At 45.6% G+C, this 17,314-nt stretch carries 17 protein-coding genes, 2 tRNA genes and 2 rRNA genes (1 of these 21 cut by a window edge); 8 read left to right on the forward strand and 13 right to left on the reverse strand.

Going from position 1 to position 17,314, the window contains the following annotated elements:
- The 3 genes from PNC201_RS00165 to PNC201_RS00175 all read left to right on the forward strand — a co-directional run.
- A 23S ribosomal RNA gene (locus PNC201_RS00165) occupies nucleotides 1–1,891 on the forward strand (it extends 1,088 nt beyond the left edge of the window).
- A 167-nt stretch (nucleotides 1,892–2,058) separates the two neighbouring features.
- Nucleotides 2,059–2,172 (forward strand): 5S ribosomal RNA (gene rrf, locus PNC201_RS00170).
- Nucleotides 2,173–2,855: 683 nt separating this feature from the next.
- Entirely contained in the window at nucleotides 2,856–3,041 is a 186-nt protein-coding gene (locus PNC201_RS00175) for a hypothetical protein (RefSeq protein ID WP_010378060.1), read from the forward strand.
- Nucleotides 3,042–3,058: 17 nt separating this feature from the next.
- On the opposite strand, the gene PNC201_RS00180 is transcribed toward PNC201_RS00175, so the two are convergent.
- The 5 genes from PNC201_RS00180 to PNC201_RS00200 form a co-directional block, all read right to left on the reverse strand.
- Nucleotides 3,059–3,439, reverse strand: coding sequence for a hypothetical protein (locus PNC201_RS00180; RefSeq protein ID WP_102055808.1), 381 nt, complete (start codon nucleotides 3,437–3,439; stop codon nucleotides 3,059–3,061).
- Nucleotides 3,440–3,447: 8 nt separating this feature from the next.
- Nucleotides 3,448–3,948 (reverse strand): hypothetical protein, encoded by a 501-nt coding sequence (locus PNC201_RS00185; protein ID WP_102055809.1) that lies wholly within the window; start codon nucleotides 3,946–3,948, stop codon nucleotides 3,448–3,450.
- A 107-nt stretch (nucleotides 3,949–4,055) separates the two neighbouring features.
- Nucleotides 4,056–5,432, reverse strand: a complete 1,377-nt coding sequence (locus PNC201_RS00190) for a class II fumarate hydratase (RefSeq protein WP_102055810.1) — start codon at nucleotides 5,430–5,432, stop codon at nucleotides 4,056–4,058.
- 8 nt (nucleotides 5,433–5,440) lie between these two features.
- Nucleotides 5,441–5,851, reverse strand: a complete 411-nt coding sequence (locus PNC201_RS00195; protein ID WP_010604192.1) for a hypothetical protein — start codon at nucleotides 5,849–5,851, stop codon at nucleotides 5,441–5,443.
- Nucleotides 5,852–5,968: 117 nt separating this feature from the next.
- Entirely contained in the window at nucleotides 5,969–6,151 is a 183-nt protein-coding gene (locus PNC201_RS00200) for a hypothetical protein (protein ID WP_010378070.1), read from the reverse strand.
- A 166-nt stretch (nucleotides 6,152–6,317) separates the two neighbouring features.
- Here PNC201_RS00200 and PNC201_RS00205 point away from each other — a divergent pair, with 166 nt between their 5' ends.
- Nucleotides 6,318–6,908, forward strand: a complete 591-nt coding sequence (locus PNC201_RS00205) for a DUF938 domain-containing protein (protein ID WP_102055811.1) — start codon at nucleotides 6,318–6,320, stop codon at nucleotides 6,906–6,908.
- Here PNC201_RS00205 and PNC201_RS00210 read toward each other — a convergent pair.
- The 3 genes from PNC201_RS00210 to PNC201_RS00220 form a co-directional block, all read right to left on the reverse strand.
- Entirely contained in the window at nucleotides 6,888–8,018 is a 1,131-nt protein-coding gene (locus PNC201_RS00210; RefSeq protein ID WP_102055812.1) for a GNAT family N-acetyltransferase, read from the reverse strand. The genes PNC201_RS00205 and PNC201_RS00210 overlap by 21 nt on opposite strands.
- Nucleotides 8,011–9,285, reverse strand: a complete 1,275-nt coding sequence (locus tag PNC201_RS00215) for an alpha/beta hydrolase (protein ID WP_102055813.1) — start codon at nucleotides 9,283–9,285, stop codon at nucleotides 8,011–8,013. The genes PNC201_RS00210 and PNC201_RS00215 overlap by 8 nt, the downstream gene beginning before the upstream one ends.
- Before the next feature lie 63 nt (nucleotides 9,286–9,348).
- Nucleotides 9,349–9,816 (reverse strand): Lrp/AsnC family transcriptional regulator, encoded by a 468-nt coding sequence (locus tag PNC201_RS00220; RefSeq protein ID WP_026001098.1) that lies wholly within the window; start codon nucleotides 9,814–9,816, stop codon nucleotides 9,349–9,351.
- Between the two features lie 116 nt (nucleotides 9,817–9,932).
- On the opposite strand from PNC201_RS00220, the gene PNC201_RS00225 reads away from it, so the two are divergent.
- Both PNC201_RS00225 and PNC201_RS00230 read left to right on the forward strand, forming a co-directional pair.
- Nucleotides 9,933–11,120 carry a PrnB family protein gene (locus PNC201_RS00225; protein WP_102055814.1) on the forward strand — a complete coding sequence of 396 codons (1,188 nt, stop codon included), beginning with the start codon at nucleotides 9,933–9,935 and terminating at the stop codon, nucleotides 11,118–11,120.
- Nucleotides 11,107–12,219: an aminotransferase class V-fold PLP-dependent enzyme gene (locus PNC201_RS00230; RefSeq protein WP_102055815.1), complete on the forward strand. Its 1,113-nt coding sequence runs from the start codon at nucleotides 11,107–11,109 to the stop codon at nucleotides 12,217–12,219. Before PNC201_RS00225 ends, PNC201_RS00230 begins: the two co-directional genes overlap by 14 nt.
- Here the strand turns inward: PNC201_RS00230 and PNC201_RS00235 are convergent.
- The 4 genes from PNC201_RS00235 to PNC201_RS23355 all read right to left on the reverse strand — a co-directional run bounded on the left by PNC201_RS00235 (nucleotide 12,216) and on the right by PNC201_RS23355 (nucleotide 13,665).
- On the reverse strand, nucleotides 12,216–12,965 hold the full coding sequence (locus PNC201_RS00235; RefSeq protein ID WP_102055816.1) for an MBL fold metallo-hydrolase: 750 nt from the start codon (nucleotides 12,963–12,965) through the stop codon (nucleotides 12,216–12,218). The two genes, PNC201_RS00230 and PNC201_RS00235, sit on opposite strands and share 4 nt — an antisense overlap.
- Nucleotides 12,966–13,092: 127 nt before the next feature.
- Nucleotides 13,093–13,185: transfer RNA gene (locus PNC201_RS00240), tRNA-Ser, on the reverse strand.
- An 18-nt stretch (nucleotides 13,186–13,203) separates the two neighbouring features.
- Nucleotides 13,204–13,294, reverse strand: a tRNA-Ser gene (locus PNC201_RS00245).
- A 224-nt stretch (nucleotides 13,295–13,518) separates the two neighbouring features.
- Nucleotides 13,519–13,665 (reverse strand): hypothetical protein, encoded by a 147-nt coding sequence (locus PNC201_RS23355; RefSeq protein ID WP_017219379.1) that lies wholly within the window; start codon nucleotides 13,663–13,665, stop codon nucleotides 13,519–13,521.
- Between the two features lie 285 nt (nucleotides 13,666–13,950).
- Here PNC201_RS23355 and PNC201_RS00250 point away from each other — a divergent pair, with 285 nt between their 5' ends.
- Nucleotides 13,951–14,793 (forward strand): diacylglycerol/lipid kinase family protein, encoded by an 843-nt coding sequence (locus PNC201_RS00250; RefSeq protein WP_102055817.1) that lies wholly within the window; start codon nucleotides 13,951–13,953, stop codon nucleotides 14,791–14,793.
- A gap of 41 nt (nucleotides 14,794–14,834) precedes the next feature.
- On the opposite strand, the gene PNC201_RS00255 is transcribed toward PNC201_RS00250, so the two are convergent.
- A complete protein-coding gene (locus PNC201_RS00255; protein WP_039490974.1) occupies nucleotides 14,835–15,749 on the reverse strand; it encodes a DMT family transporter in 915 nt (304 codons plus the stop codon).
- Nucleotides 15,750–15,855: 106 nt separating this feature from the next.
- Between PNC201_RS00255 and PNC201_RS00260 the strand changes: the two genes are divergently transcribed.
- A complete protein-coding gene (locus PNC201_RS00260; RefSeq protein WP_026345634.1) occupies nucleotides 15,856–17,307 on the forward strand; it encodes an aminotransferase-like domain-containing protein in 1,452 nt (483 codons plus the stop codon).
- Nucleotides 17,308–17,314: the final 7 nt, after the last annotated feature.

Genomic DNA, 17,314 nt, shown 5'->3' on the forward strand with positions numbered 1-17,314 from the left:
ACTAGTCGAGTCGGCCTGCGCGGAAGATGTAACGGGGCTAAACATACCACCGAAGCTACGGCTGCGAATATACCACCCAAACTATTTTAAGATTAACGTTGACGCACGAAGTGCCCAACGGTCAAGCGACCAACACGTTGAGTTGGCAAGAGATAGTTTCGGGGTATATTCGCGGGGTAGGGGAGCGTTCTGTAAGTGGCTGAAGGTGTGCCGGGAGGCATGCTGGACATATCAGAAGTGCGAATGCTGACATGAGTAACGACAAGAGGAGTGAAAAACTCCTCCGCCGGAAGACCAAGGGTTCCTATCCCATGTTAATCAGGGTAGGGTGAGTCGACCCCTAAGGCGAGGCTGAAGAGCGTAGTCGATGGGAAACGGGTTAATATTCCCGTACTCGGTATGAATGCGATGGGGGGACGGAGCAGGCTAGGCAAGCATGGCGTTGGTTGTCCATGTGAAAGGCTGTAGGCTGGTGACTTAGGAAAATCCGGGTTGCTAAGGCTGAGAGTCGAGACGAGCCACTAAGGTGGTGAAGTTGTTGATGCCCTACTTCCAGGAAAAGCCTCTAAGCTTCAGTTCATACTGAATCGTACCCTAAACCGACACAGGTGGTCAGGTAGAGAATACTAAGGCGCTTGAGAGAACTCGGGTGAAGGAACTAGGCAAAATTGTACCGTAACTTCGGGAGAAGGTACGCTCTTGTTTGTGAAGGACTTGCTCTGTAAGCAAACGAGAGCCGCAGTGACCAGGTGGCTGGGACTGTTTATTAAAAACACAGCACTGTGCAAAATCGTAAGATGACGTATACGGTGTGACACCTGCCCGGTGCCGGAAGGTTAATTGATGGGGTTAGCTTAGGCGAAGCTCTTGATCGAAGCCCCGGTAAACGGCGGCCGTAACTATAACGGTCCTAAGGTAGCGAAATTCCTTGTCGGGTAAGTTCCGACCTGCACGAATGGTGTAACCATGGCCACGCTGTCTCCACCCGAGACTCAGTGAAATTGAAATCGCAGTGAAGATGCTGTGTACCCGCGGCTAGACGGAAAGACCCCGTGAACCTTTACTACAGCTTGGCACTGAACATTGACCCTACATGTGTAGGATAGGTGGGAGGCTTTGAAGCAGAGACGCTAGTTTCTGTGGAGCCGACCTTGAAATACCACCCTTGTAGTGTTGATGTTCTAACTTAGGCCCCTGAATCGGGGTTGAGGACAGTGCCTGGTGGGTAGTTTGACTGGGGCGGTCTCCTCCCAAAGAGTAACGGAGGAGCACGAAGGTTTGCTAAGTACGGTCGGACATCGTACGGTTAGTGTAATGGTAGAAGCAAGCTTAACTGCGAGACAGACACGTCGAGCAGGTACGAAAGTAGGTCATAGTGATCCGGTGGTTCTGAATGGAAGGGCCATCGCTCAACGGATAAAAGGTACTCCGGGGATAACAGGCTGATACCGCCCAAGAGTTCATATCGACGGCGGTGTTTGGCACCTCGATGTCGGCTCATCACATCCTGGGGCTGAAGTCGGTCCCAAGGGTATGGCTGTTCGCCATTTAAAGTGGTACGCGAGCTGGGTTTAGAACGTCGTGAGACAGTTCGGTCCCTATCTGCCGTGGGCGTTTGAGAATTGAGAGGGGCTGCTCCTAGTACGAGAGGACCGGAGTGGACGAACCGCTGGTGTTCGGGTTGTGATGCCAATTGCATTGCCCGGTAGCTACGTTCGGAACTGATAACCGCTGAAAGCATCTAAGCGGGAAGCAGGCCTCGAGATGAGTTCTCACTTTGACTTAGAGTCAACTGAAGGGCCGTTGAAGACTACAACGTTGATAGGCGAGATGTGGAAGTGCTGTGAGGCATTAAGCTAACTCGTACTAATTACCCGTGAGGCTTAACCATACAACGCCAAAGTGGTTTACTAGAATTGTTCCAGACAATTCCTAGCATGACCTCCATCCATGGAGGCCTTAGCTAACAGAAGTTAATAGACTAAAGTAGACAAAAGAATTTAATAGCTTTTTCCAGATTTACATTGATGAAGGAGACTTCATTGATGAACAGAATTTCCTGGTGACTATAGCGTTTTGGACCCACCTGACCCCATGCCGAACTCAGAAGTGAAACAAAACAGCGTCGATGATAGTGTGGATTACCCATGTGAAAGTAGAACATCGCCAGGGCCAAATAAGAGAAGCCCGTTGCAGCAATGCGACGGGTTTTTTTGCTATTTGAGGTAAAGTACTTCCATGTAGCATCTCCCCTTCGTGCGTCCTTGTGCTCACTTCCTCGAACTGCGAAGCGGTGCTTCGGTTTCTCGTCACCCAAACTCAGAAGTGAAACAAAACAGCCGAAGGGTCGGCCCCGGTCAATGATAGTGTGGATCACCCATGTGACTCTCTATTTAAAAAATGAGAACATCCTACTTCGTAGCGAGCCAGGGCCAAATAAGAGGTTGATGAAAAGCGTTCATCCATGAACTTCATCGACATTCGAACATCCATGTACATCAAAACCCGTTGCAGCAATGCGACGGGTTTTTTGCTGTTTGGGGTATAGAGATTTGAGATTTAAAAATCTCGCGAGGTAAACTCGCTCCTACCATAGTATTATAAGCACAGTACAACATGGTAGGAGGCGGTTTACCCGCCGATGGCTTGCAATGAAGTTCCGGAAAAATCTCGCGAGGTTTTCTAAACCTAAGTAAATGCGCTCCTACCACAGTATAGGCACAGTGCAACATGGTAGGAGGTGGTTTATCCACCGAGCATTTGTAAGCGAGAAGTTGCTATATGGTTTTATGCAATAAGGGCTATAAGGAAGGGTCAATTAACGATATGATGGGCTAAAAACAGGGGGTCTTAGTGTGTCATTTCATTTAATTGCACTGTTGGTAATATTTGCATTGTTTGGTACTTCAGCCACTTACTTAATTCGCTTTATGTATAGCTATTGGATTAAGAAGCAGCTTGAAGTGAAGTACATTATTAATGCGAGTATTTGTGCGCTGTTAGTGATGGTGATCTCAGTGATCAATGAGCTTATCCGATAACCTGAGTGCTCATCAGTCTATAGAGGCACAGCCTGACAGGTATGGGCAATACATAGTGTTTGTATTGGCATCACAGGTTCACAACTAACCGCTGGCGCTTTTCCTTTGTTATTCAGCTTTTCTTGCTCTGTAATGGCGCTAACGACAGCTTCTACATCTTGCTCATCAGTATGCTTCGTTGAGTAGATCAGGTATTCTCTTGGTCCACCACAGGTTAATCGCTCACCTACTCCAATTACTTTACACTGATAGCTTGCATCACATCCTATATTTGCTTTTATATCGCTGAGTGTATGCGTAGCATTCGAGCGACTTGTTGCATCGCTTGGTGTTATTTCACAGCCAGATAACGCCGCAATTAGTGTGCCGATGCAAGCGAGAGAAATAGCTAACTTCATTATTGCCTCTAGTATGTAGGACGACTATTTTCTAGTTTAACACACTTATTTTCAACGCATTGTGTTGCGGGTTCAATTAAATGCTGACAGATACTCATCATCTGATTTTGCATATTATAGGCGCGCTCTAATGTAGTAATTTGCTCCGCTAACTGCTTAACTTGGGCCTCATCTGCTGATCTTGTTGAATACACTAGATAAGAAGAAGGGCCACCACAGGCACGATCGCCAACGGCAATGACTTTACACTGGGTATCGTTATCACAGCTTTTGTCGGCCACCACGCTTTCCAATGACTGTTTATGGGTTTTGATGTCAGAGGTGTCGAGCTTTTTACCATCTTGTTGAATAGGTAAGCTTGCTTCTTTTGATTCTTTAATTTCGGTGTGGTTTTCGCTTACAGGCTTAGTTTCTTGTGCTTTTTGTTCTACAGTTTCTTCTTTAGTTACTTCTTCTTGGCAACCAAACAGCAAAAAGGTTGCCAGTAAAGTGGGGATCATCTTGTTCATTATATGCTCTCCTAATGTTTGCTAATTAAACTACGCAAGTCCTTAAGGAATAGCAAGCTCTGCAGCCTGCATACACTATATGTGATCGCAGGCTGTGAGGGACAGCGCTATAGACCGCCTTTGGTGAGTTTTTGCGGATCGAGTAATGATTGGAGCTCGTGTTCACTCAGATCGGTTTGCTCAGCAGCGACCTCTATAATTGGGCGTCCTTCTTTGTAGGCAAGCTTGGCAATTTGTGCTGCTTTTTCATACCCGATCACAGGATTTAATGCGGTAACTAAAATCGGGTTTTTAGCCAGTGCCTTTTGAATATTCAGCTCATTCACCTTAAAGCTTGAAATAGCTTTGTCCGCAAGTAACCTCGCGGTATTTGAGAGGATCTCAATGCTTTGCAAAATATTTAATGCAATCACTGGCAGCATAACATTCAGCTCAAAATTGCCAGACTGGCCTGCAACACTAATCGTTGCGTCATTACCTATCACTTGAGCACTGGCCATTGCAGCCGCTTCTGGAATAACAGGGTTTACTTTACCTGGCATGATTGAAGAGCCTGGTTGTAGCGCCTCAAGCTCGATTTCACCTAGGCCAGCAAGCGGTCCTGAATTCATCCAGCGCAAGTCATTGGCTATCTTCATTTGTGCTACTGCAAAGGTTTTAAGTTGGCCTGAAAGTCCCACAATCGCGTCTTGTGAGCCGATATGATAGAAAAAGTTGTTGCCTTTACTGAAGCGGATCCCGATGTTAGTGCTCAGGTTTTGGCTAAATAATTTAGCGAACTGTGGATCGGCATTAATACCTGTGCCTACTGCTGTTCCACCTTGACCTAACTCGTAAACTTTTTCTAAGGAATGAACAATGCCCTGACAGGCATTATCTACTTGCGCTTGCCAGCCACTTAATGTTTGTGCAAAGGTCACCGGCATTGCATCCATCAAGTGCGTCCGGCCAGTTTTGACGTGATGACCAACTTGCTCTGCTTTTTGTTCAATACTACTAGATAAGTGTTTTAGTGCAGGCAGAAGGTCATACACTGCTGTGATTGCACTACTCACGTGAATCGCTGTTGGGATCACATCGTTTGAGCTTTGGCCCATGTTAACGTCATCATTAGGATGAATTGCGACACCGCTTAATTCAGTAGCTAGAGTAGCTATCACTTCGTTGGCATTCATGTTTGAACTGGTACCAGAACCAGTCTGAAAGACATCCACTGGAAATTGATCTAAGTGTTTGCCATCGATTAGCTGCTGACAGGCACTCACAATTGCTTTTGCTTTATCACTTGATAGATGGCCAAGGGATTGATTGGTTTCCGCTGCGGCTTGTTTGATGTAGGCCAATGCTTTGATAAAGCTACTTGGCATTGTGATCCCGCTAATAGGAAAGTTATTTACAGCACGCTGTGTTTGCGCTTTGTAGAGCGCATGCTCAGGAACATCTAATGTTCCCATACTATCGGATTCTTGACGAAATGTAGTCATCGTTGCTCCTAATAAAAAGGGTTAAACTGCTGGCAGGTTTGGCACGCATCTCGCTGGAGCTTCAAAAATTGCCGTGACGAAGTATGGTGATGTTTATAAAACCGTTTTAGTGCCAACAAAGGTTTAAATAATTGATCCATGCATTGTTTACGTATGGCTGTATCAACGAGTGGATCGGCAATCTGTTCTAACAGTTCGGACAATGTATTTTTAAGATAAAGCTCTTGCAGCAGCGGGTTATTATGGCGCTCGTACCATTTTGCCATGCCTATGCCTGCTGAAATATATTCCGCAACCAAGAGCGGCGCCTCAAGTTGTGGTCGCTGGCAGTGGCGATTAAGCTTCGCACGATAAGTTTGTAATAAAGTAGCTAGCTGCATAAATACAAAACCAAACGATGTAATGATAATGGTTATCATTACATCGTTTGGTTGGCAATTCAAGCTTTAGTATTCGCACTGCCAAACAATTTGTTTAGCATTCACCATAGCAGCTCACTATGAGTCTGAAATGAATTTAAGAAAGTGTGATTCAGCTTAATTATAGCCGAGGAGATATTGCTGCTCTGAATGCTCTTTCTCTTGTTCTTCGAGTTGCATCAGGTTGGCGACTTCTTGTCGGTAAGCGCGACTTTTCGTGAAGGTATTTTTACGCTTCTTCAGAACAAGTCCTTCGCTTTTAAGTTGGCTTGGCATTTGGGTGATCTCTGAAATTTTCATGCTCGCTTCTCCTCTTAGTACTCTTTAAACTTAGCAGAAGTTGTACCAAAATAAATTTCTTTTCTAATTTTAATTGCTTAGTGGAAGTTTTAGCTATTTGCCTTGCAATTGAGATAAATTCTTGCCTCAATGAGGCGCATAAATCGATCAAAATAGTGCAAACGAGATGACAAAACCTTACTCTCAAGCGTGTGAAAACAATAAACAGCCAATATTAGAAAAGCTCACTCCCTATCTAAATAAACCTTTGGAAGTGCTAGAGGTAGGTTCTGGTACGGGTCAGCATGCGGTGCACTTTGCTGCGGCGTTACCGCATTTAACGTGGCAGACGGCGGACAGGGAGGTTAATCACGCAGGTATTCAAGCGTGGCTTGATGACGCTGAGTTAGAAAATGCTTTACCGCCATTGGCGCTAGACTTACACCATGGGTGGCCTGTTAATCAGCGTTATGATGTGATCTATACCGCTAATACCTTGCACATTGTGTCATCAACGCTCGTAGAGCGTTTAATTGCAGGCGTTGGACGACACCTTAAAGAAAGCGGCTACCTGATAGTTTATGGGCCGTTTAATTATCAAGGTGAATTTACCAGCGAGAGTAACCGAGAGTTTGATGCGTATTTAAAGTCGCAAGACAAAGAGAGTGGCATTCGCGATCAAGAATGGGTATTGGCGCTTGCGGCAGAGCAAGAACTTACACTACAGCAAGACTATACGATGCCGGCTAATAATCGCTTATTGGTGTTTAAACGGTAGTTTTGCTTGGCACTCGGTAAAGTAATGCCCGAGTGCGTCTGCTTCGCGCTTGGTAAAATCCTCAAGCGCGTGTTGAAAGTCAGGTTGAAATAAGCGGTGATACGATTGCCTCCACACCGGCTCAAAACCCCTCACTAACTTGTGCTCGCCTTGAGCACCCGCGTCAAAGACAGCAAGCTGATTAGCAATGGCGTACTCTATGCCTTGATAGTAACACAGCTCAAAATGCAAAAAGTCGTAACTATCCTCAATTGCGCCCCAATAGCGACCATACAAGGTATCACCATCCACAAGATATAAACTAGTGGCAATAATTTCGTGGTTTAAGTAGGCGCAGCAAAGACGAAACTTATCTGGCATCGAGGTGATAACTTGCTGAAAAAAGTCGCGAGAGAGATAGCCGTGGTGTCGCGATCGCTTAAGATAGGTGAGCTGGTAACTAAGAAAAAACGCATCAAGTTGTGCTGTGCTTATTTCTCTGCCAACAGTCCAACTTATGTTAATACCCTGGGCTGTCACAGCTTGGCGCTCTTTCATGACCATTTTACGCTTTCTTGATGTGAGTCGTGCGAGAAAATCATCGAACTCGGCGTAACTTCGATTATGCCAATGAAATTGCACATTGCGGCGCATCGTTAAATGACTTTGAGTGAGAAAATCGCTTTCACGACAAAAATTAATATGGACTCCACTAATGCCTAGTTGGGCGAGGCTCGTGAGCGTAGCGTCAATATATTCAAGCAAGCAAGAAGATAGACGTTTAGTTAATATTCTTGGCCCTTGAGTTGGCGTAAAGGGGACGCCACATAGCCATTTCGGATAGTAATCTAATCCATGGCGCTCGTAGGCTTCAGCAAAAGCCCAATCAAAAACGTACTCGCCATAAGAGTGCGATTTAATATAGCCTGGTAAAATTGCAATCAACTCGCCCTGGCGTTCAATCATTAGGTGATGTGGTATCCAGCCAGTCTCTTTGCTGGTGCAGCCGCTCGACTCTAATGCAAGCAGCCACGCGTAGCTCGTAAATACATGTGATGGTGAAACGCAGTCCCACTGTGCTTCTGTCACTTCAGTTAGAGAATGAATAAACCTATGTTGGTACTCAGTCATTGTGGCCGTCAAAAAATGCGAGCAGTGCTTGCTCAAAGTTACTGTAATCAGGGTTAAACGTGATCCGCGCAAGAGCGGTGTATTGCGTCATGCTTTTCTCGTGACGCTCGCCAAAATGGACGGTTTTACCTGTGCGGCAGTTAATGAAGGCTTGGTCTTCTAAGTGGTAACTGGTGCAATTACGATAAGGCCCTTTGCGGCCGTAAAAAATATGTTCAGGTGGCTGCAAAATACCAATATGAGACATATCGACAATGTTGTCGGCTTTCACGCTCCGATAATTCACACCTTGCTTAGTCGATGGCGTTTCCGAGTAGATAAATTGGGTCAATGTTGATTTAGGTTGCCATTTTTCTAGCAGCTTTGCCGTTGCATGATTGTCTATGGTGGTATCGACATCGCTATAGCTGATAAACATCGGTACATCTGGCAAAGTGGTGAGTGATTTGAGTGGCGCCATAGCCTGATGGGCTAACGTTGCGCCATGCCATGGGAAAGATTCATATTTGGCGAAATCCAAATCGGCGTCTTCATCTATCCAATTGACAAATGGCACGTAATCAATCCATTTGGCTAGCCAACCGTTCTTATTATGTGGCTCTGTGGCGGGTGAAATAAGTGCAACAGAGCCTAAATTCTTGGGCTTGTGCTTCGCTATGCTACTCAGCACTATGGCGGCACCAGTGGAGTAACCAAGTACGGAAAAATGCTTAAAATCTTGGCTCGTCTGTGCGATGGCATAATCCGTATGGGTTTGCCAATCGTCAATATCAACTTCGGTTAAATCGCTTGGTGCAGTCGCGTGGCCTGGCAGTAACATGGTTCTGACATTGTATCCTGCTTCATAGAGCGCTGACGCAAGGTAGTGAAAAGTAAAAGGAGAATCGGTCAGACCATGGATAAGTAAAATGGCGTGATCTTTGTTGTCATGCTCAAGTGAAAATGGCGCGATTAAGTCACTTACCTTGGGGATTGTCAGGTTAAGTAATTTTGCTGTGGGCGTTATTAACGGGCATGGCAGTGTAGCGCGAGGATTGCGGCTTTCAATAATTTGCTTAGTCGAACGAATATAATCGTTATAGTTTTTTACATTCCCCACATCGACGGTGACGGGGCCTTTATCGATCGCTTCGCGGAATAATCCCGACTTTTTGCTCTTGGTGAATAGCGACATATCACTCACTTGGGTAACACAGTCTTGTGCGATGACCAAAGGTGAAGCAAACAGGCTAAAAGCAAATACTGTGGAGGTAAGGTAGTGGCGCATAGTCGGTCCTTATGAGCATAAAATCACATGCAGTATAGCGAGAACAGATGACGATAAAAATGGTTAGCGGATCGGTAATATGCGTTTTGCAAAAGTTTGCTTGAGGACAATCGTTGATTCAATCCCGCTAATCACCTTACAGGCGCCCAGTTGATGTTTGGCGAACTGTTCATAGCTGGGCAAATCCTTTGCTACGATTTCCAATAGGTAATCATGACTTCCTGAGATCACCGAACAACTAATCACCTGATCTTCAGATTCCACGTGTTGTTCAAATAAATGCGCTGCGGTTGCGGTATTTTCACTGAGTTTTATAAATGCATAAACCAGAATACTTAGGTCAACTTGTGCTCTATCAAGTGCCGCATGATAGCCTGAAATTACTCCTGTATCTTGTAAGCGTTTTACGCGTCGAAGACAGGGAGTATCGGAAAGGTTTGCCTTTTCGGCGAGTGAGGCATTACTCAAACGTGCGTTATGTTGCAAAGCGTTAAGGAGCAATTTGTCCTTGGCATCTAGATTTACCGACATAAACCAAATAAAAGAGTGATTCTTGCTAATCAGTATTAAACTTTTAGAGAAAATTGGCAAATTATGCTCATGGTGATTTGCTAGCCTTAACTGTGGAATAATCACGAGAAGTAATCATGAGTCCATTAGCCGTACAATTTGACGCTTGGATTAGAGGTCCGTTTGTCGACCTTAACGACAAGCTTGAGCATCTTTATTGGCAGCAACAGGATAAAGCAAACGTTGAAGGCGTTGGTGAAACGCTAAAAGCACAGTTATTAGAAGAAGGTAATCAGCTAGTCCAAGCCTTGCTAGAAGAAGGCAATACCGACGAGGGCTTTGAGCAAGCATTCGACTTACTCGGTAACGTTGGTCTATTTATGGCTGCATGCAGACGCCACGAAATTACCGAGCCAAGCCGTGAAAAGGTGTCTCCACTAACGCAAGCATCGGCACTGGCCATGCACATTGGTGCCTCTTTGGGAGTTACGCCGCGCTTCGCAACGGCTCATCTCACCACACACAACCGCGCAATCAACGGCGTGTATAAGCGCTTTACTTCTCATCCGGCAGAGCGCTTATTCATCGACTACAATACTCAGGCCATTCTTGCCTATAAACGCGCGTCCGAATCGTTAATGAAGGTGCATCATTTGGGAATTTCCCATCCCATGTCATTGGTGCTACTCAAACAAGTTAAGCAAGCGCTGCTTGAGGTGATAGAGTCTAATCGAGAGTTATTTAAGGAACTAGATCCCGAGGCATTCTTTTACGTTGTACGACCCTATTACAAACCATACCGAGTTGGTAAAGAGGTCTATCGTGGCGCAAACGCTGGAGATTTTGCGGGTATCAATGTTATCGATATGATGTTGGGGTTATGCCCGGCTAATGACATTAGTTACGGTCAAATGCTGGTGGAAAAATTCCTCTATATGATGCCAGAAGACCAAGCAACCCTGCGTGAATGCATGCGTACGCCTAATTTAATGGATGCGTTTCTGAGTGCATTGAAAGGACCGAAAAGTGATTGGTTTGGCCCTGCTTGTAGCTTGTTTATACAAGTGTGTAAGCTGCATGGAGATACGGCCATACAACATCACAATCAACTCGTCGAAAAGTATATCGCCAAACCTTCGCAGGCGATGCAGCAACAGCACTTAAGCAAAGTGACCGCCAGTGGTCCACCGATTGAAGTCTTACTCAAAGAACTCGCGGACTTAAGAGATAGGCGAGCTGCAGCCGAGCGCGATGATATCTTTACTCGGCATCATGATTTAAAACGATTACGCCAAGCAATAGGGGTTAAGCATGAAGCAATATAGGGATGATTTTCACTTGCCTACGGGTCGCTATTTATTGAGTCATTCCGTTGGTCGTATGTTGAAATCGGCAGCGGAAGATTTTCATCAGCAATTTATGGTGCCCTGGCAACAACAAAACCAAGAGCCTTGGCAGCAGTGGCTAAGCGGTATTGATCGCTTTACCTCAGCCCTAGCTTCCCTATTACACACTGATGCGCGCCTGTTTTGTCCGCAAACAAACCTTTCCAGTGGTTTAACGAAATGGGCGATGAGTTTGCCCGAAAGTGGCATTCGCAAAGTACGCGTATTGATGAGTGAGCAAGACTTCCCCAGCATGGGATTTGCGTTACAAAACGCGCTGGACAATATTGAGATTGTTTATATTCCCGAAGCGATGAATATGCACGACCTTAGCGTGTGGCAGCAATATATTGACGAGCAAATTGACTGGGTATTTGTCAGTCATGTTTATTCGAACAGCGGTCAGCAAGCGCCTGTCGCTGACATCATTAGCCTTGCTAACCAATATGGTTGTCGAAGTATTATCGATATTGCTCAGTCACTTAGTGTATTACCAATAAATTTAAGCGAGTGGGGCGCGGATTGCGTTATCGGCTCTTGTGTGAAATGGAGCTGCGGTGGCCCTGGCGCCGGTTTCATCTGGGTGAATGAGGATGTCTTGCCTTATTGCGAACCAAAAGACGTTGGCTGGTTTTCGCATCAAAATCCATTCGAGTTTGATATTCACCATTTTGCGCTGAGTGAAAGTGCGCTGCGTTTTTGGGGCGGTACACCAAGTGTGGCACCTTATATCTATGCGGGGCACAGCCTTGGCTATTTTGCCGAGCTTGGGGTTGAGCAAGTAAGAGCGTACAACTTTGCTTTGTTATCTGAGTTACAAGCGGCATTGCCTGAATTTTATCGCTCTCCTACAGCACAGAGTGCTTGCTCGGGGACCGCTATTTTGCATTTTGGCTCGCGGCATGAGTCAGTGATGGATCAGCTTAAGCGTGCGGACATTGCTGTGGATAATCGTCGCTACGGTATTCGTGTCTCACCACATATTTATAATAGTCAGGAGGACATCGCGCAGTTGGTGCGAGTTATCAACGAAAGCTAGTTTCCTAACCCTAGTGCTTTTTTGGTCTTCTTCTTCACCGAGCGCCAATGTGTCATTGGTTGCTTGGGCGCGCGGGCTATCAATGCGTTGAAATCAATTTCTTCTGCAAGTACCTCTCCTTGATGCGCCAAGATCACGGAGTGGGGTTGTAGTGCCTTTACTTTGGCAAGAGATTGACGATACAAGCGTGGATAGAATACCGGAAAAGGCGCAACAAATTGCCCTTTTACTTTTACCGTCAAGTCCGCTACATAGATGCGCTTACTGGGGAGATGATACAAGCTCAAATCTCTATCCGTATGACCGGGTGTGTGTATCGCTTGCCATTCGTTAAAGTAGGGCAAGCTATCACCGTCGGCTAGGAAAAAATCTGGTGATAATTGTCTTGGATACCAAAGGTTACGCTTGGCCTTGCGCTTTCTCCCAGCAACCCAAAGTGCCAGCGCCATATCGGAGAGGTGCATCATGACACCATCAATGCCACGATACCACTGACTGGGAGCATTTGCGGCCGCAATCTTTGCGCCGGTGAGTTTTTTGAGTTTATGCGCGCCACCGGCATGATCTGGGTGCATATGCGTGACCACAATCAGCTTGAGTGCGCTTAGTGGCTTGTGCAGTTGTAGGATGTAGTTGCAGACCAACTCAACATCGGCACGACAGCAACCATCGAGTAACAGCAGGCCAGTTTCGTGCTCAACCAGATAAATATGTTGAATATAGCCTTCTAAGACATGTATTTTCATTAGTCACACTCATTTCTCCAATCAGATCTCAACATAGCATAGGTTAAAGACGTCTGACCAGTTGTGTGTGGAAGTGATAAATCGCAGACATAAAAAAACCGCAATTAAGCGGTTTTCTTATAAGTGATGGCGGAGAAGGAGGGATTCGAACCCTCGATAGGGCTACAAACCCTATACTCCCTTAGCAGGGGAGCGCCTTCAGCCACTCGGCCACCTCTCCGGCGCAATACTTTAAAAATGGCGGAGAGATAGGGATTTGAACCCTAGATACGCTATTAACGTATGCCGGTTTTCAAGACCGGTGCTTTCAACCACTCAGCCATCTCTCCATGGGCAAAGATAATACTTAGCGATTTAGGCGCTGTAAACCGTTTTTAAACTGTTTGCTTAAAAAATGTGCTAAAAGTGAGGTTTTTTTAAAATTGTGCTAGAAATTAGCGGTTTGACGAAGAGGTTTTGTACAAAAATGCTGGTTGAAGTGGTGCTTTTATGGTCTATTGAAACAAATGCTGACGAGAGCATGGCGGGTTGGGGCGCCATGCTCTGTGCAGACTTACTTATACATAATCACGTCTTTTAACGCTAAGTGTTGACCACATACTGCCAACCACTTCGTCCAATTGATACGACGTTGTTTAGTTGGTTGTGTTTGGTTAAACGTGTTTTGTGATGGGCTGCAAGGTGCAGCTGAATTAAGCATGTCTGGCTCCTAATAAGCTATGATTGAAAACAAGGCTATTTTGCACGCAATTTGTTTAAATTTAAAACGATAAAAATTGATGTTTTCGGATAAAAATAACTAATGAATTAATGATTTGTTCATTTTTGTTTTAATGGGTTCTTTGCATGTTTATGCATGGTTGCGATTGTCTTGATTAGGCTGCAGCCCAATTAATATGTGTGTTTGTGGTTTTTGTTTTTGATTTTTGGTTTTAGTTTTGGTTTTTTATTCATATAAGTTGAGTTTTTGTATTTAAGGGTTTTTATGCTGGTGGTGGTCAACCCTTTAGCGGGTGCTGAGGGGAAAGCGCAAATTGCATGGTTAAAGCAACAATTAACACAACAACAGTTGACGGCAACTTGGTTTAATACCACTGGAAACTTTGTCGCAGATAGGGACGCAATTGCTCAAGCTGCTACGGCGGGAGTTAGCGTGGTGGTGATTGGGGGAGATGGCACTTTGCACCTAGTCGCCAATGCCATTGCTGAACGGGATAACACGCTTGCGCTGCTGCCAGCGGGGACTGGCAACGATTTTGCTCGGCAGTTTCATTATTCCAAAGCACAGTGGCGAGCAGCTGTATTTGCAGATCAGGTCACAACTATTGATTTGGGTAAAGTGGACGGGCGCTGGTTTGTCAATGTTGCTGGGATTGGCTTTAACGCGCATGTCATGAATAACTTAGGACAAACCAAACGGCTAGGAAAGCTGAGCTATACCTATGCGGGATTAATGTCGCTATTTACTGCCAAACTCATTCGCTATCACAGCAATACGTGGCCTGAGCAGGGTATGATGTTGTTACTTGCGAATGGCAAACACTTTGGGGCAGGGTTAACTCCTGCTCCTATGGCTTGCCTTGATGACGGTCAGCTGGAGCTACTATGGTTCACGCCGCAAACGCATTGGCAGCGGATGGTATTGTTTGTCAATATGCTACTTAAACGCCATATGGGTACAAGAAATGTGCACCACGGCCGCATTGCAGAGCTTTATATCGCACAAGAGGGGTATGACATTGAGGCTGATGGCGAGATTGTTGGGCGCACGCCTGCGACGATAACTTGCTGTCGCCGAGCTCTGAACATAAAAAAAGCGCCATTATAAAATGGCGCTGAAAAGTAAGAAGCTAAAGCATTGGTAAGACTTCAACTTCTAACTGGGGACCGAATGGACAACCAAGCGTAGATGCGATCTAAAGGCGTGAGTACAATCGCATTACCTAGGATGACCAAAATAAATCCAATAAAGGTGTTTTGCTGCCACTCAAAGCCTTCAAATAAGGTACTCAAGGCCACGGCAACAAAAGGAAATAACACTATCAAATAACTCGCTTTCTCAGGCCCAATATTCTTGAGTAGTGAGAAATAACAACCAAAGGCAATGACGGTGCCAAACACGCTAAGGTAAATCAGAGACCACCAATATGATGCCGGCGCTTGGTTGATAAACTGATGTTCACTAAAGGCGACATAGGTTGCTAACATGACAGCGCTGTAAAGCATGCCCCACGCATTTCCCGCCATAACATCAATTTGCTGATTAGAATTGCGTACGCTCACCATATTACCGAGTGACGCGACCACCGTTCCTAATAGAGCTAATGATAATCCCAAGAAGGCCTCGCTTTGCAAATCAAATGCGACCAAGTCGTGCCAAAACAAGCTGACTATCCCAAGCGTGCCCAGTGATGCACCAAAGTAAATTCGCTTTGCAATAGGTTTGGCAAAAAACAACTTAGTGTTGACGATGTTAACGACCAATAATAATGAAAATGCAATTGATGCCATCGCTGACGTTAAATGTGCCTGAGCCCAATATAAGAAGAGATAGTTAGCACCAAAATTACACAGCGCTAAGAGGATGAAAAAGCCGTGATCTCGGCGAGAAAATCGCATTGGCACACGCTTATAGATGACAAACGCCCACATACAAACCGCGGCGAGGCCAAAGCGGTAAAACAGCGACACAAACTCGTTGATGCTGCCAAGTTGGTATTCAATGGCAAGCCATGTTGATCCCCAAATCAACACAGTGATGGCGTAAAGAAATAGATTTTTCATGATCGGCTCTAGATTCAAACAGCAGTGGAAGTCTGTAGTTTACGCTGTTATTCTGTATAAGCTATATACAGAATTTGCTAATTTATACCTATACAGATGATTGCTTATGAGTACCGTTATTCAACGCCAACATTCCGCCTTTCTCTATCAGCAGGTGATCCAAATGATCTTGTCGATGGCAGAACAAGAGTCTATTTTACCGGGCGAAAAGCTTCCCTCATTGCGTGTTATGGCGCAAAACTTAAATGTCAGTATCCCAACGGTAAAGCAGGCCTATCAAGCACTTGAAGATCAAGGAAAAGTCATTGCCAAAGAGAAGTCCGGCTACTTTTTATGCCACAGAGCTTCGCACAACGACTCACCGAAGCGTGCACGATTGCCCGCCAAACCTGTGGTGGTGAACAAGCAGGCGTTGATTGAACAAGTGTATAAGGGGATCCATCAGCCACATGCAATCCCCTTAGGTATCGCCAACCCCATCGCCATTGCTGGTACTGAGCAGGTTCTTGCCAAAATTATGCGCCGCGCAATGAAAGAAGCAGGGAACGAACTCATTAATTATGGCCCTATGGACGGTTTAGATAGCTTAAAAAAGCAAATCGTGCGGCGTTATTTGGATATGGGTTTAGCAATAGACATGGATGAAGTGGTGATCACCAATGGCGCGCAAGAAGCATTGGCGATTGCGTTACAAGCGGTAACCAAGCCCGGAGACGTGATAGCGATTGAATCTCCCTGTTATTTTGGCATTGTTGAACTGGCTGAAAACTTAGGGTTAAAGGCCATTGAAATACCTGTTTGCCCGGATGATGGCATTTGGCTGAGCGACCTTGAACGGGCACTTGAAAAGCATGATATTCGAGCGTGTGTGTTTTCTACCAGTATTAGTAACCCGCTTGGTAGCTTTATGCCAGATACGAGACGTGCGCAGCTGGTGGCGCTATTAGAGCAACGTGACGTGGTGTTGATAGAAGACGATGTGTATGGCGATTTATATTTTACCGAGCAGCGTGGCATTCCGGCACAAGCATTTAGCCAAAAGGGCTTAGTGATCACATGTGCGTCATTTTCAAAAACCGCAGCGCCTAGCTATCGGGTGGGTTGGATGGTCGCCAGTCAATTTAGTGCAAAAGCAAAGCGCATAAAACGTGCGTTGAGTTGCTCATCATCTTTAATGAATCAATGGGCACTAGCGGATTTTCTCAGCTCCGGAGGCTACGAGCGCCATTTAAAGTTGGTCCGTAAACGGTTAATTGAGAATCGAGACCGTATGATCCAAGCGGTGAATGTTGCATTTGGTAGTGAGGTAAGAGTCAGTCGCCCGCAAGGCGGTTGTGTGCTGTGGTTAGACTTAGGTAAGCACGTCGATGGTGCCTTGTTGTTCCAAAAAGCCCTGGAGTGTGGGATCAGTATTACGCCTGGTACGCTATTTAGTGCCAGCAAAAAGTATCAAAATTGTATACGTATCAGTTATGGCTTGCCGTGGGATGCGTCGGTAGAGCAAGCGATTAAAACGCTGGGGGAGCTGGCTGATGCACAAAGGAAAGGGTTGGCATAACGTACCC

Source organism: Pseudoalteromonas sp. NC201 (genome assembly GCF_002850255.1).
Lineage (GTDB): Bacteria > Pseudomonadota > Gammaproteobacteria > Enterobacterales > Alteromonadaceae > Pseudoalteromonas.

Bases quoted from the DNA above. Each gene is read 5' to 3' on its own strand.
- PNC201_RS00230 (WP_102055815.1), top strand. From the start codon at position 11,107: ATGAAGCAATATAGGGATGATTTTCACTTGCCTACGGGTCGCTATTTA.
- PNC201_RS00195 (WP_010604192.1), bottom strand. From the start codon at position 5,851: ATGATAACCATTATCATTACATCGTTTGGTTTTGTATTTATGCAGCTA.
- PNC201_RS00200 (WP_010378070.1), bottom strand. From the start codon at position 6,151: ATGAAAATTTCAGAGATCACCCAAATGCCAAGCCAACTTAAAAGCGAA.
- PNC201_RS00180 (WP_102055808.1), bottom strand. From the start codon at position 3,439: ATGAAGTTAGCTATTTCTCTCGCTTGCATCGGCACACTAATTGCGGCG.
- PNC201_RS00190 (WP_102055810.1), bottom strand. From the start codon at position 5,432: ATGACTACATTTCGTCAAGAATCCGATAGTATGGGAACATTAGATGTT.
- PNC201_RS00260 (WP_026345634.1), top strand. From the start codon at position 15,856: ATGAGTACCGTTATTCAACGCCAACATTCCGCCTTTCTCTATCAGCAG.
- PNC201_RS00255 (WP_039490974.1), bottom strand. From the start codon at position 15,749: ATGAAAAATCTATTTCTTTACGCCATCACTGTGTTGATTTGGGGATCA.
- PNC201_RS00185 (WP_102055809.1), bottom strand. From the start codon at position 3,948: ATGAACAAGATGATCCCCACTTTACTGGCAACCTTTTTGCTGTTTGGT.
- PNC201_RS00210 (WP_102055812.1), bottom strand. From the start codon at position 8,018: ATGACTGAGTACCAACATAGGTTTATTCATTCTCTAACTGAAGTGACA.
- PNC201_RS00250 (WP_102055817.1), top strand. From the start codon at position 13,951: ATGCTGGTGGTGGTCAACCCTTTAGCGGGTGCTGAGGGGAAAGCGCAA.
- PNC201_RS00225 (WP_102055814.1), top strand. From the start codon at position 9,933: ATGAGTCCATTAGCCGTACAATTTGACGCTTGGATTAGAGGTCCGTTT.
- PNC201_RS00215 (WP_102055813.1), bottom strand. From the start codon at position 9,285: ATGCGCCACTACCTTACCTCCACAGTATTTGCTTTTAGCCTGTTTGCT.
- PNC201_RS23355 (WP_017219379.1), bottom strand. From the start codon at position 13,665: ATGCTTAATTCAGCTGCACCTTGCAGCCCATCACAAAACACGTTTAAC.
- PNC201_RS00205 (WP_102055811.1), top strand. From the start codon at position 6,318: ATGACAAAACCTTACTCTCAAGCGTGTGAAAACAATAAACAGCCAATA.
- PNC201_RS00220 (WP_026001098.1), bottom strand. From the start codon at position 9,816: ATGTCGGTAAATCTAGATGCCAAGGACAAATTGCTCCTTAACGCTTTG.
- PNC201_RS00235 (WP_102055816.1), bottom strand. From the start codon at position 12,965: ATGAAAATACATGTCTTAGAAGGCTATATTCAACATATTTATCTGGTT.